At 60.3% G+C, this 14,253-nt stretch carries 11 protein-coding genes; 7 read left to right on the top strand and 4 right to left on the bottom strand.

Annotation, left to right across the window (positions count from 1 at the left end):
- Positions 1–174 precede the first annotated feature (174 nt).
- From WDZ78_RS08980 to WDZ78_RS08970, 3 genes are all read right to left on the bottom strand, one after another.
- Positions 175–1,365, bottom strand: a complete 1,191-nt coding sequence (locus WDZ78_RS08980; protein WP_020011432.1) for an MFS transporter — start codon at positions 1,363–1,365, stop codon at positions 175–177.
- 244 nt (positions 1,366–1,609) lie between these two features.
- The gene (gene map, locus WDZ78_RS08975; protein ID WP_003510360.1) at positions 1,610–2,362 is read right to left on the bottom strand and encodes a type I methionyl aminopeptidase; all 753 of its coding nucleotides are present in this window, start codon (positions 2,360–2,362) and stop codon (positions 1,610–1,612) included.
- Positions 2,363–2,415: 53 nt separating this feature from the next.
- Positions 2,416–3,477 carry an LLM class flavin-dependent oxidoreductase gene (locus WDZ78_RS08970; RefSeq protein ID WP_020011433.1) on the bottom strand — a complete coding sequence of 354 codons (1,062 nt, stop codon included), beginning with the start codon at positions 3,475–3,477 and terminating at the stop codon, positions 2,416–2,418.
- Positions 3,478–3,697: 220 nt separating this feature from the next.
- On the opposite strand from WDZ78_RS08970, the gene WDZ78_RS08965 reads away from it, so the two are divergent.
- The 5 genes from WDZ78_RS08965 (at position 3,698) to WDZ78_RS08945 (ending at position 10,831) form a co-directional block, all read left to right on the top strand.
- Positions 3,698–4,474, top strand: a complete 777-nt coding sequence (locus tag WDZ78_RS08965) for a 3-hydroxybutyrate dehydrogenase (protein ID WP_026363884.1) — start codon at positions 3,698–3,700, stop codon at positions 4,472–4,474.
- A gap of 137 nt (positions 4,475–4,611) precedes the next feature.
- Entirely contained in the window at positions 4,612–6,081 is a 1,470-nt protein-coding gene (gene xdhA / locus WDZ78_RS08960) for a xanthine dehydrogenase small subunit (RefSeq protein WP_425672835.1), read from the top strand.
- A 194-nt stretch (positions 6,082–6,275) separates the two neighbouring features.
- Positions 6,276–8,615: a xanthine dehydrogenase molybdopterin binding subunit gene (gene xdhB, locus WDZ78_RS08955; RefSeq protein ID WP_425672834.1), complete on the top strand. Its 2,340-nt coding sequence runs from the start codon at positions 6,276–6,278 to the stop codon at positions 8,613–8,615.
- Between the two features lie 193 nt (positions 8,616–8,808).
- Entirely contained in the window at positions 8,809–9,663 is an 855-nt protein-coding gene (gene xdhC / locus WDZ78_RS08950; RefSeq protein WP_425672833.1) for a xanthine dehydrogenase accessory protein XdhC, read from the top strand.
- A gap of 238 nt (positions 9,664–9,901) precedes the next feature.
- Positions 9,902–10,831 carry a LysR substrate-binding domain-containing protein gene (locus tag WDZ78_RS08945; RefSeq protein ID WP_020011439.1) on the top strand — a complete coding sequence of 310 codons (930 nt, stop codon included), beginning with the start codon at positions 9,902–9,904 and terminating at the stop codon, positions 10,829–10,831.
- On the opposite strand, the gene WDZ78_RS08940 is transcribed toward WDZ78_RS08945, so the two are convergent.
- A complete protein-coding gene (locus WDZ78_RS08940) occupies positions 10,807–11,145 on the bottom strand; it encodes a hypothetical protein (protein WP_026363886.1) in 339 nt (112 codons plus the stop codon). The genes WDZ78_RS08945 and WDZ78_RS08940 overlap by 25 nt on opposite strands.
- Before the next feature lie 506 nt (positions 11,146–11,651).
- Here WDZ78_RS08940 and puuD point away from each other — a divergent pair.
- Together puuD and guaD are read left to right on the top strand one after the other, a co-directional pair.
- Complete coding sequence (puuD, locus tag WDZ78_RS08935) at positions 11,652–12,914, top strand: urate hydroxylase PuuD (protein WP_003510343.1); 1,263 nt, start codon at positions 11,652–11,654, stop codon at positions 12,912–12,914.
- Positions 12,911–14,221, top strand: a complete 1,311-nt coding sequence (guaD, locus tag WDZ78_RS08930; RefSeq protein WP_425672832.1) for a guanine deaminase — start codon at positions 12,911–12,913, stop codon at positions 14,219–14,221. Before puuD ends, guaD begins: the two co-directional genes overlap by 4 nt.
- Positions 14,222–14,253 lie beyond the last annotated feature (32 nt).

Below are 14,253 nucleotides of genomic sequence, written 5' to 3'. Positions count from 1 at the left end.
TCACGCGCGTTTGAAATCAGCCATTATTGGCGAAGCACTAGATGGCCCGAACCTAGGGCAGAAATTTGTGCACAGCAATGAAGAAGCGCTGACCTTAACAAGATGTAAGGCGTGCGCGGCGGACAATCCCCAAGGGAAACACCAGATTAAAGGCAGGAAAAGACGGCCTGCGGCCTAGCTCCGCCGCTCCGTGGCGAGCACCGGCAGCATCAGGAGAATGCTGACGACGAGCACCGCCGAAGCGAGAATGCTGGGCGCGGTAAAACTTCCCGTCACCTCGGCAATCCAGCCGGCGGCAAGCGGCCCGACAATCTGGCCCGTGCCGAAAGCGGCCGTCATCAGCGCAAAGGCGCGGCGCGGGCTCGGCCCGGCAAATTCCCGGCCGAGCTGCAGGCCATAAGCGGTGATGACCATGAAGGTCAGTCCGAGAAGCAGGCCGCCGGCGAGAACACCCGGCACGGGCGGCAGCATCACGGAAGCGAAGACGCCCACGGCTTCCAGCGCGAGCACGATCACGAAAGCGCGTTTCAGTCCCTGCGATTTCAGCACCGGTTTCCAGAGGAAAAGCGAAATGGCGGCGGCGCAGCCGGTGATGAACCAGGCGAGAAACTCCACGAAAGCACCGGCGGCGGCCATGCGCGCGATCGCCACGATGAAGGTGGCGGTGATGACATAACCGAAGCCGAAAAGCCCGTAGGCGAGCGTCGTCAGAACCAGCGGCCGTGTCCAGCGGAGCGGCGGCTCCGCCACTGCGGATGCATGCCGCGGCGGGCCGGCGGGAAGCACGCGAAAGACGAGAAGGAATGTGATGAAGGAAAAGACCGCGCCCGCAATCCATTCCTCTCTCCACGAGGAACCACCGCCGTCAAAAACGACGCCGATCAGATAGACCGCAAGCGAAGAAATCGCGATACCTGCGCCGACGCCGCCATAATGCAGCGCCTGGATCGTGTCCCGGCCCGCCTTCATGGCATGGCCGATAACGATCTGCGAGGTGAAGATCATGGTCATTGCACTGGCGACACCGGCAAGAAACCGGATGACGGTGAAGGCCGCGACGGAATTGAAAGCAGCCATGGCAAGCAACAGCGCAGCCGTGGAAAACAGGCCGCAAAGGGCCACCAGCCGTTCCCGTCCCGACCCCCAGGAAGAGGCGGCCAGAACCGCACCCGCCAGATAACCGGCGAAGTTGCCAGCCGCCACGATCCCCGCATCCCCCGCCGAGAGCGGAACATCCGCCATCATGCCGGGCAGGATGGGGGTGAAGGAAAAACGGCCGAAACCCATTGCGGAGGCCATCATCAGCGCCCCGGAAAATCCAAGTGCGGTCAGATGTTTGGCGGAAAGTGGCTTGTCGATGCTCATGCATGGCTTATCGCAATGGGGCGGATAAGGGACAAGCGAGTTATTTTGATCGGCGTCATAAGCGGCCGTTATCGGTCATGAATGTTCGGGTGTTGCCGCTTGTTTCTTCTCCCCGCCGGGGAGAAGGTGGCCCTAAGGGTCGGATGAGGGGGCATGCTCTCCGAAATCCGGCGAGGCGGCCCCTCATCCCGCTGCCGCGGACTTCTCCCCCTCGGGGAGAAGAAACAAGGGGCACCCGCTCGCCTCACTCGGCCAGCGTCAACACCAGCGGCCCGTTCTTGGTCGCCACGACCGTATGTTCATACTGCACCGTCGGCGCGCTCGGATCGCTATAGAGCGTCCATGGATCGTCATCGCCATCCTCGGCCCAATAGGCCCCCGTCGACAGGAAGGGCTCGACGGTAAACACCATGCCTTCCTGCATGATACGGCGCTCGTCCTTGTCCGGCCAGGTCGCCAGTTCCTTCGGCTCCTCATGCAGCGAACGGCCAATGCCGTGGCTCGCCAGATTGGTGATCAGCGTATAGCGGTTCTTTTTCGCAAAAGCGCCGATGGCATTGCCGATATCGGCGAAAGGCCTGCCGGTTTTCACCTGCTGCAGGCCCGTCCACATGGCGCGTTTGCCATCGCGGCAGAGGCGTTCGATTTCCTTTTTGACAGGCGGCACGGCAAAAGACGAACCGGTATCGCCGAAGAAACCGTTCTTCACGGCCGAGACATCGATATTGACGAGGTCACCCGCCTTGATGATGCGCGGCCCCGGAATGCCGTGGGCCACTTCCTCGTTGACGCTGATGCAGGTTGCCCCAGGGAACTTGTAGCAGAACTCCGGAGCAGATTGCGCGCCATTGTCCTCCAGCACCTTGCGGCCGATGGCATCCAGCTCGGCCGTGGTGATGCCGGGTTCCAGCGCGTCCGCCATGGTCTGCATGGCCACGGCGCAAAGGCGACCGATATCCTTCAGCAGAACCAGTTCTTCTTCGGTGGAAATGACCATGTCTCTGTCCGTCGTTCTGTCTGGCGGGTCTGAAAGCGCCCGCCTTGTAATAATCAGGCCGTGGCTTTCACCGGATCGGCGCTCCCCGTCAATTCTTTTCTGACGATCGGGGCGACTTTCGTACCATAAAGCTCGATGCCGCGCATGATCTGGTCGTGCGGCATCAGGCCGATGGCCATCTGCAGCAGGAAGCGATCATTCCTGAAAACGCCATGCGCCTTGATGATCTTTTCAGCCACCAGCTCCGGTTCGCCTAGGAAGAGATTGCCTTCCGGTCCGCGCGCCGCATCGAAATGGGCACGGTTCGTCGGCCCCCAGCCGCGTTCGCGGCCGATGCGGTTCATCACCTCCGCCTGCGGGCCGTAAAACTGATCGGCCGCCTTGTCGGTGGTGTCGGCAATGAAACCATGCACATTGATGCTGGTGCGCAGCCTGGTCTTTTCCTGACCCGCCCGGCGCGCAGCCTCATGGTAAAGATCAAACAGCGGCGCAAAGCGACGATATTCACCGCCGATGATGGCAAGCGCCACCGGCAGCCCCATCGCGCCAGCCCGCGCCACCGATTGCGGCGTGCCGCCGACGGCGATCCACACCGGCAGACGCTCCTGCAACGGACGCGGATAGACGCCGCGCCCATTGATGGCCGGGTGCTTGGTGCCGGACCAGGTGACGACCTCCTGTTCGCGCAGCGCCAAAAGCAGATCGAGCTTTTCAGCGAAGAGCACATCGTAATCTTCGAGATCGTAACCGAACAGCGGGTAGGATTCGATGAAGGAACCACGCCCGGCCATGATCTCGGCGCGGCCGTTCGACAGGAGGTCGACGGTTGAGAATTGCTGGAACACCCGCACCGGATCATCCGAACTCAGCACCGAGACGGCGCTCGTCAGGCGAATGTTCTTGGTCTTCACCGCGGCTGCCGCCAGCACCGTTGAGGGCGAGGACACAACATAATCCGGACGGTGATGCTCACCGAGGCCAAAAACATCGAGCCCGACCTGATCGGCAAGCTCGATTTCCTCCAGCAGATGCCTGAGACGGCGCGCGCCTTCCGGCCCGCGGCCATCGGCGGGGTTGGGATTGACATCCGCGAATGTGTAAAGACCGAGTTCCATAGGTGATACCTCTGTTTGCTTGCCTCAGAGATAGGGGCGGACGCCGCCGCAGGCAAATGCAAAATCTGGCGCAAAATCTGGATGCTTCGCTTCGAAAAAATGGATGGGCGCGACTGGATTCACCCCTCTGTCACCCTCACCCGAAATCGCGATTGCCAGCCCGCCCCCTTTGGGCATACGCTGCTTAAACATGTGCGAAGTAATGCAAAAAGGGGAAAGCATGCATCGGACAGTTATCGTGACAGGCTCTACAAGCGGTATCGGTCTTGCCATCGCGCAGAGATTTGCGCGGGAGGGCGCCAATATCGTGCTGAACGGCTTCGGCGACGAGGACGAGATCGAAAAATTGCGGCTGTTGCTGGAAGCCGAAAGCGGCGGGCGTGTGCTTTACCACCCCGCGGATATGACGAAACCGGACGAGATCGCCGACCTCATTCAGTCCTCGCATGAAAAACTCGGCTCGGTGGATGTGCTCGTCAACAATGCCGGAATCCAGCATATCGCACCCATCGAGGAATTCCCGACGGAAAAATGGGACTGGATCATCGCCATCAATCTGACCAGTTCCTTCCATACCATGCGCGCCGCGATACCGCTGATGAAGAAGGCCGGCAAGGGCCGCATCATCAACATTTCCTCGGCCCACGGCCTCGTCGCCTCACCGTTCAAATCGGCCTATGTGGCGGCCAAGCACGGTATCATGGGCCTGACGAAGACGGCAGCGCTTGAGCTTGCCCAGACCGGGGTTACCGTCAACGCCATCTGTCCCGGTTATGTGCTCACGCCGCTGGTCGAAAAGCAGATACCTGAGATGGCCAAGGTACGCGGCATCAGCGAAGAGGCGGTGAAGAACGACGTAATGCTGGAGCTGCAGGCGACCAAGCAGTTCGTCACCGTCGATGACGTGGCCACCGCCGCCGTATTTCTGGCCAGCGACGCCGCCAGCAACATCACCGGCACCCATATTTCCGTGGATGGCGGCTGGACGGCGCAATAATTGCCAGATTTTCTTTCCGTTATGGAAACAATGAATTGCCAAAACGGAAATCGATATGCGCGCAAGAGCGTGCATAGATACGTCAAGATAATCACAAGAAACCGGCTCGGCAGCCGGTCAAAACAGCAGGGCATTGCATGAAGGACGCGATCAGCTTCATCCTCAACAACGAAACGGTTTCGTTGAAGGATTTCGGACCGACGGACACGCTTCTCGATTATCTCCGCCTTAGCAAGCGGTTGACCGGGACCAAGGAAGGCTGCGCGGAAGGCGACTGCGGCGCCTGCACCGTGCTCGTCGGGCGGCTGCTCGATGGTTCGCTGCGGTATGAAAGCGTCAACGCCTGCATCCGCTTTCTTGGCTCGCTGCACGGCATCCATATCGTGACCGTCGAGCATCTTGCCGCCCGCGACGGCACGCTGCACCCCGTGCAGCAGGCCATGGTGGATTTTCACGGCTCGCAATGCGGCTTCTGCACGCCGGGTTTCATCATGTCGCTTTATGGCCTGTGGCTTACCAGCGAAAACCCCGGCCGCGCCGATATCGAAAAGGCCCTGCAAGGCAATCTCTGTCGATGCACGGGCTATGAGCCGATCGTGAAGGCCGCCGAAAAGATCGCCGCCGCGCGCCCAAGCGCGCTGTTCGACCCGCTGCAGCGCGACCGGACCGACATCATGGCAAAGCTCTGGGCGATCCGCGAAAACGAGACGATCACCGTCGTCAGAGGCGAGGACCGCACGATCATTCCGGCAACGCTTTCCGATCTGACCGAAATCTACGCCGCCGAGCCGAAGGCGACCATCGTTGCCGGCTCAACCGATGTCGGCCTGTGGGTGACGAAGCAGATGCGGGCGCTGAACCCTGTCATCTTCATTAACAATCTCGGGGATCTGCAGACCATCACCGTGGATGAAGACGGTATCACGCTCGGTGCCGGTGTCACCTACAGCCAGGCCTTCAAGACCATTGCAGAACATTTCCCGCCGCTTGCCCGGCTGTTTGACCGGCTCGGCGGCGAGCAGGTGCGCAATATGGGCACCATTGGCGGCAACATCGCCAACGGTTCGCCCATCGGCGACACTCCACCGGCGTTGATCGCACTCGGCACGACGCTCACCCTGCGCTCGTCTTCTGGCAACCGCAGCCTGCCGCTGGAAAGCTATTTCATCGATTACGGCAAACAGGACCGGCTGAGCGGCGAGTTCGTCGAAAAACTCTTCATCCCGTTCCAGAAGCCGGAAAGCCGTTACGCCGTCTACAAGATTTCCAAGCGGCGCGACGAGGATATTTCCGCGCTCTGCGCCGCCTTCAACCTGACGCTTGACGCCGATGGCGCAGTCGAAGACATCCGCATCGCCTTTGGCGGCATGGCCGGCACGCCGAAACGGGCCGCGCATCTTGAGGCGGCGCTTCTCGGCAAAGAGTGGTCACAGGAAACGATCGATGCGGCGCGCGATGCGCTGGACGATGATTTCACCCCGCTCACCGACTGGCGCGCCACCGCCGAATACCGGCAACTGACGGCCAAGAACCTGCTGACAAGGTTCTTCCTGGAGACTTCAGGCGAAAAGCAGGAACTCATCCGTTTCACACTGGCGGAGGCGTGACGATGACGTTGGCGACACCCACAACCTCCCTCATTCCTGTGCTTGTCACAGGAATCCGGCCGACGCGCGTCTGCGCGGCGAGACAACCCTTTCAGCCCAAGGACTTGGGCTGGCTGGGTTCCTGTGACAAGCACAGGAATGAGGGTTTATTATCGCTGCCATATGCCGCAATTAACGAAGGAGGAGCTTGAACCATGGACACCACAAGCTTCGACAAGACCAAGACCGAAATCGACGGCCCGATGCATGCCTCGCTTCGGCACGATTCCGCGCATAAGCATGTGACCGGCAGCGCCGAATATATCGATGATATTCCCGAACCCGCCGGCCTCGTTCACGGTGCACTCGGCCTTTCCGATCGCGCGCATGCGGAAATCGTCTCAATGGACCTTTCCGAAGTGGAAGCCACGCCGGGCGTGCTCTGGGTGATGATTGGCAAGGATGTGCCCGGCGAAAACGACATCTCCTCCGGTGGCCGTCACGACGAACCGCTGCTGGCCGAAACAAAGGTGGAGTTTCACGGCCAGCCGATTTTCGCGGTCTTCGCCGAAACCCGAGATATCGCCAGAAAGGCCGCCCGCAAGGCGAAGATCACCTATAAGGACCTGCCGCATTTCACCGATATCGACACCGCGATTGAAAATGGCGGCGCGCTCGTCATCGATCCCATGACGCTCACGCGCGGCGATGCCAAGCTGGAAATGGATGTCGCGCCGCGCCGCCTGACCGGCACGATGCGGATCGGCGGGCAGGAGCATTTTTATCTCGAGAGCCACATCGCCATGGCCGTGCCCGGTGAGGATGACGAGGTAACGCTGTGGAGCTCCACCCAGCATCCGAGCGAAATCCAGCATATCGTCAGCCACATGCTTCAGGTGCCGTCCAACGCCGTCACGGTGCAGGTGCGCCGTATGGGCGGCGGCTTCGGCGGCAAGGAAACTCAAGGAAACCAGTTCGCCGCCCTTTGCGCCATTGCCGCCAAGAGGCTGAACCGGGCCGTTAAAATCCGCCCCGACCGCGACGAGGACATGACGGCGACCGGCAAGCGCCACGATTTCCGCGTCGATTACGAGCTGGGCTTCGATGAGGAAGGCCGCATCCACGCCGTCGACGCCACCTATGCGGCGCGCTGCGGTTTTTCCTCCGATCTGTCAGGCCCGGTAACCGACCGTGCGTTGTTCCATGCCGATTCCAGCTATTTCTATCCGCATGTGCATCTGACCTCCCGGCCGCTTAAAACCCATACGGTCTCCAACACCGCCTTTCGTGGTTTCGGCGGTCCGCAGGGCATGCTCGGGGCTGAACGTTTCATCGAAGAAATCGCCTATGCCGTCGGCAAGGACCCGCTTGATGTCCGCAAGCTCAATTTCTACGGAGAGACCGGCTCGGAGCGCACCACGACGCCCTATCATCAGGAGGTCGAAGACAACATCATCGCCCGCATCGTCGAGGAGCTGGAAACCTCGAGCGACTATCGCACGCGGCGAGACGCCATCATCGAGTTCAACAAAACCAGCCCGATCATCCGCAAGGGTATCGCGCTGACCCCTGTCAAATTCGGCATCTCCTTCACCATGACCGCCTTCAATCAGGCCGGTGCGCTGGTGCATATCTACAATGACGGCTCCATCCATCTGAACCATGGCGGCACGGAAATGGGTCAGGGCCTTTATACCAAGGTGGCGCAGGTGGTGGCCGATGCCTTCCAGGTGGATATCGGCCGGGTAAAGATAACAGCGACGACCACAGGCAAGGTGCCGAATACCTCCGCCACTGCCGCCTCCTCCGGCTCCGATCTCAACGGCATGGCCGCCTATGACGCCGCCCGCCAGATCCGCGAGCGGCTGATCAAATTCGCCGCCGAGAACTGGAACGTCCCGGAAGAAGAGGTCGTCTTCCTGCCGAACCGGGTGCGGATCGGGCTTGAGGAAATCGCCTTCAACGACTTCATCAAGAAGGCCTATTTCGCCCGCGTGCAGCTTTCCGCCGCCGGTTTTTACAAGACCCCGAAAATCCACTGGGACCGCGCCGCCGGTCGCGGCACGCCGTTTTATTATTTCGCCTATGGCGCAGCCTGCTCGGAAGTGTCGATCGATACGCTGACCGGCGAATATATGATGGAACGCACCGATATCCTCCACGATGTCGGCAAGTCGCTGAACCCGGCCATCGATATCGGCCAGATCGAAGGCGCCTTCGTGCAAGGCATGGGCTGGCTGACGACGGAGGAATTGTGGTGGGACGGCAAGGGGCGACTGCGCACCCACGCGCCTTCCACCTACAAGATCCCGCTTGCCTCCGACCGACCGAAAAGTTTCAACGTGAAGCTGGCGGAATGGTCGGAAAATGCCGAGCCCACCATCGGCCGCTCCAAGGCCGTGGGCGAACCGCCCTTCATGCTGGCGATCTCGGTTCTCGAAGCACTCTCCATGGCCGTCGCCTCCGTTGCCGACTACAAGGTCTGCCCGCGCCTCGACGCGCCGGCAACGCCCGAGCGGGTTCTGATGGCGGTGGAACGGCTGAAGAAGGTGTGAGGGGGAGTATCCATGCGGCCGAGCCCCCTCATCCGGCGCTTTGCGCCACCTTCTCCCCGGCGGGGAGAAGAAACTTCCGGTAAGCTCCATGCTACGACCGCAACCCTTTTGAATTGCCTCGACGGTGCGGCGCATTTCTTCTCCCCGCCGGGGAGAAGGTGGCGCAAAGCGCCGGATGAGGGGGCCAGCGCCAATGCCTGACACCTCCCTGTCCGCTTTCCTCACCCACCCTGCCCCAGCGATCCTCGTGGAAATCGAGGCCGTCAAAGGCTCGTCCCCACGCGAGGCCGGAACCTTCATGCTGGTAAGCCAGGAGGCGTTATGGGAAACCATCGGCGGCGGGCAGTTTGAATATATGGCGATAGACCACGCCCGCGCGATGTTGAGGAGCGGTGCCGCCGAAGACCGTATGGATATTCCGCTCGGACCGGAAATCGGCCAATGCTGCGGCGGGCGCACCCTGCTCCGGTTCCGGCGCGTAACAGCGGAACTCGCGGCAGCGCTCGAGGCAAGGCTGAAGGGCGAGGCCGAGCAACAGCCCGCCATCTTCATTTTCGGGGCGGGCCATGTTGGCAAGGCACTGGCGCAGGCTCTGTCGCTCCTGCCCTTGACCCTGACAATCGTGGAAACCCGTGAAAACGAGCTGCACGATCTTCCAGTGAACGTCGCATCCGTGTTGACCCCCATGCCGGAGGCGCTCGTCGCGAAAATCCCGGCAAACGGGGCGGCCATCATCGTCACCCACGATCACGCACTCGATTTCCTCATCGCGAAGGAGGCGCTTGTCCGCGACGACCTCGCCTATGTCGGCATGATCGGCTCGAAGACCAAACGCGCCACCTTCGCCCATTGGCTGGAGCGGGAGGGAGAGCCCCTGTCCCGCCTTACAAAGCTCATCCTGCCCATCGGCGGCAACAGCGTCAGGGATAAGCGGCCTGCAATCATAGCGGCCCTTGTGGCAGCCGAGTTGCTGCAAGCATTTTCCGCTGCCGAAACCCGTCGCAACGAAAATCGACACGGCCATCCTCAAGACCAAGATCACGCCTGAGCCCGTCGGGCAGGCTTTCATCCGCCAGATTGTCCGGTGCAAGGCTTTCAAGGGTAAACCGTTCCGCAGTTCGCAGACCCGCACGCAGGCGGGACCACGCGCGCAAGATTGCTGTGCGCATGTTCGTCTCCATTTAAAAAATGTCAGAAGCTCAGTTGATGAATTGGGCTAAAAATGCTCTGTTTTTCGGATAAAAACCAATGAAACCTTTGGCCGTTGACATAAAGAGAACTTATCCATGAAAATGTCCCGCCAGTTCCCCCTGAACGCCCTGCGCGTGTTCGAAGCCGCAGCAAGGCATCTCAGCTTCACCAAGGCCGGTGAGGAACTGGGCATGACGCAGACGGCGGTCAGCTATCAGGTGAAACTGCTGGAGGAGAATGTTGGCGAGCCGCTCTTCATCAGAAAGGCGCGGCAGGTTGTGCTGACCGAGGCCGGGCAGAAACTGGCGCCGAAGGTTGCGGAAGCTTTCAACACTTTGCGGGAGGCTGTCGATAATGTGCGCGACACCTCCGACACGACCCTGACAATCCATTCCACCGCGACTTTTGCGTCGCGCTGGCTTTCGCGGCATCTGGGCGCCTTCCAGCTGGAACACCCATCAATCGCCGTGCGGCTCGACACATCAAGCACATTGATCGATTTTTCCCAGTCAGACTGCGATGTCGCCATTCGCTGGAGCAAAGATAACGGCAAAGGGCTGATCTACCATCAACTGCTGCGCGGCGTTTATACGCCGATGCTGCATCCGAGCCTTGCCGAAAGCATCGGCGGATTGCACAAACCGGAAGACCTGCTGCGCCTGCGCATCATCGATCCCGGCGATATCTGGTGGAGCCAGTGGTTTCAGGAAGTGGGCGTCGAAAATCCGGGCCTCGACCGTTATCCCCGCAGCCGCCTCAATGTGCAGGCCTTCGAAGCCGCCGCGGCAATCGCCAGCCAGGGCGTGGCCATGCTCACCCCTGAACTCTACGCCGATGAGATTGCCCTCGGTCGACTTTATCAACCCTTCGAGCACCTCAGCAGCGAAGGAAAGAACTATTGGCTGGTCTACCCTGAAAACCGTAGGAACATTCGCAAGATAAGGCTGTTTCGCGACTGGATACTGAAGCGGACCGAAGAATGCCGCCCGCAGAAACCACATCAAAATCCCATATCCGGCGCATAAAAACAGCGCGGCGTATCTTCATCCGGAAACAGGCAGAGGTGATATTCGCCATCTTCTGATCGTCTTGCCTCCCGCTGCGACCAGCTGAAAACGTGGCGTCGCGTGACCATGCGGTGATCGCCGGGTGCGAGCGAGACCTCGTAACCGTCAGGCGTCACACGAACGCTTCGCGTGGGAATCATCTGGCAGTCGCCGGTCTCGGCGTCACCATTGCAGCAGTAGCTTTCATATTTGAACCCCTTGTGGGATTCATGGGCAAGCGCAGTGGCGCTGAGCGCCAAAAGCAGGAACAGGACCGTCAGAACAAGGCGCATCGGCATGGTCTCCGTTGAAACAACGGCGGCCGCCGGAAGATCATTGCGTCCCTTTATTCAAATTTCACATCAACACCCACCCGGACACAACGGCACCGGGAACTGCGATACCTGCCCCCTGATCTGCCCCGCCCAGGGTTCGCAGCGCCCGCTTTCGGAAGAACCGCCAGCGAAACATGTCATTGAAGCCCCGCGCATCGGCGTAAAACCGGAATGGATTTCCGACGAAGCGCGCCCGAGGGCTCCGCAGCCTTATATTTTAGCACATCGGCAGACTGCACAAAGGATAATAGCTGAGTCGCGTTAGCCAGCTAAGCACAAACTATGCGGCAGGAATGAGCGGCTGCAACTTTACCGGGCTCATCCCGCCTGCATGGGCGAACTGAAACGAGATTGCGGACACAAAGGCATCGGATTGTGAACAATGACGTTCCAGCCTTTGCTTTTCACTTTCCTAACGGTCAAATTTCTCGCAAGGTGCGCTGCACAAGGATCAGGGGAACCGCATGTACGAATACGCCATTGCGTGGGAATGGATGGCTTTTGCCGTCCGCTGGCTCCACGTCATCACCGCCATCGCCTGGATCGGCTCATCCTTTTATTTCATCGCGCTCGATCTCGGGCTGGTCAAACGGCCGCATCTGCCGCCGGGGGCCTATGGCGAGGAATGGCAGGTACATGGCGGCGGCTTTTATCACATCCAGAAATATCTGGTCGCCCCCGCCCAGATGCCCGAGCACCTGACATGGTTCAAATGGGAAAGCTACGTCACCTGGCTTTCCGGCTTCGCCATGCTGTGCATCGTTTATTATGGCGGCGCGGATCTTTTCCTGATCGATCATTCGGTGCTGGCGCTCACCCAGTTCCAGGCCATCTGTCTTTCGCTCGCTTCGCTTGCCATCGGCTGGCTGTTTTATGATTTCCTCTGCAAATCGCCGCTCGGCAACAATACCTGGGGCCTGATGATCGTGCTCTATGTCGCGCTGGTGGCGATGGCGTGGGGTTATACTCAGGTTTTCACCGGCCGCGCCGCCTTCCTGCATCTCGGCGCATTTACCGCCACCATCATGTCGGCGAACGTGTTTTTCATCATCATTCCCAACCAGAAGATCGTGGTTGCGGACCTGATCGCCGGGCGCACGCCGGACCCGAAATATGGCCGCATCGCCAAACAGCGCTCGCTGCACAACAACTACCTGACGCTGCCCGTCATCTTCTTCATGCTGTCGAACCATTATCCGCTGGCTTTTGCCACGCAGTTCAACTGGATCATCGCCGCACTCGTCTTCCTGATGGGCGTCACCATCCGCCACTGGTTCAACACCACCCATGCCCGCAAGGGCAAGCCGACATGGACCTGGCTGCTGACCGCGCTCATCTTCATCGTCATCATGTGGCTTTCCACCGTGCCGAAGGTGCTGACCGGCGAGGAGGAACAGAAGGCCGCCACCCTCTCCCCCATGCAGCAGCAATTCGTCAGCGACGCCCATTTCGCCAAGGCGCGTGATGTGGTTCAGGGCCGCTGTTCCATGTGCCATGCGGCCGAGCCGGTGTGGGAAGGCGTGCCCTTCACACCCAAATCCGTGAAGCTCGAAACCGACGAACAGATCGCCGCCCACGCGCGTGAAATCTATTTGCAAGCCGGGCGCAGCCATGCCATGCCTCCCGGCAACATCACCGCCATCACCCCGGATGAGCGCAAGGTGCTGACCGCCTGGTATGAAAGCGCGGTGTCCGGGACAGGAAAAGCCGAAGGAAAGACTGAATGAGCATGGTTCTGCTGCGTGGCCGCCTGCTGAGCTTCCGCCGCGCGCCGCTCTCGATCGACGATACGCAAAGCTATCTCTATATCGAAGATGGCGGCCTGCTTCTCGAAAACGGCAACATCGCCGCCATCGGCGACTACGCCGATATTCGCAGCCAAGCGCCTGATGACATCGAGGAAAAGGATCACCGGCCGCATCTCCTCGTGCCCGGCCTGATCGACATGCACCTGCATTTCCCGCAGATGCAGGTCATCGGCTCCTATGCCGCCAATCTCCTTGAATGGCTGAATACCTATACTTTCCCGGAAGAGTGCCGCTTCGTCGAAACCGCACATGCCCAGCGCATCGCCACGCATTTTTACGATGAGCTTCTGCGCCACGGCACCACCACCGCCGCCGCCTATTGCTCCGTGCACAAGACCTCCGCCGACGCCTTCTTCACTGAGGCCATGAAGCGCAACATGCTGATGGTGGGCGGCAAGGTGATGATGGACCGCAACGCTCCGCAGGGTCTGCTGGACACGCCCGAGACCTCCTACGACGAGACCCGGCAAGTGATCGCCGACTGGCACGGCAAGGGCCGCAACCACGTCGCCATCACCCCTCGCTTCGCCATCACCTCCACGCCGAAGCAGATGGAAGCCGCCCAGGCGCTGGCGCAGGAATTTCCCGATCTCTTCATCCAGATGCATCTTTCCGAAAATCTGGACGAGATCAAATATACCTGCGAACTCTACCCTGATGCGACCGACTATACCGATATCTATGTGCGTTACGGCCTGATGGGCAAAAAGACCCTGCTCGGCCACGCCATCCACCTCTCAGAGCGCGAAGCGGATGTGCTGTCGGAAACCGGCGCGGTGGCGGTGCATTGCCCCACCTCGAACCTCTTCATCGGTTCCGGCCTGTTCCCGATGAAGAAGCTGCAGCGTCGCGAAAAGCCGGTGCGGATCGCCGTTGCGACCGATATCGGCGGCGGATCGAGCTATTCCATGCTGCGCACCATGGATGAGGCCTACAAGATCCAGCAATTGCTGGGCGAGCGCCTCAACCCGCTGGAAAGCTGGTATCTGATGACCCGCGGCAATGCCGAAGCCCTTTCCATGGTCGACCGCATCGGCACGCTGGACGCCGGCACGGATGCCGACATCACGGTGCTCAACGCTTCTTCCACGCCCGCCATGGCGCTGAAGATGGAAGTGGTGAAAAGCCTGACGGAAGAACTGTTCCTGATGCTGACCATGGGTGACGACCGCACCGTCGTCGAAACCTACGTGGCCGGCAAGGCGATGAAAAGCACGCTTGCATAGTTCGGCTTGGGCCGAAACATAAAGCTGCGGCC

It is taken from the genome of Agrobacterium sp. M50-1, from assembly GCF_049843495.1.
Taxonomy (GTDB): Bacteria; Pseudomonadota; Alphaproteobacteria; order Rhizobiales; family Rhizobiaceae; genus Agrobacterium; species Agrobacterium radiobacter.
This window is presented reverse-complemented; position numbering and strand designations above follow the sequence as displayed.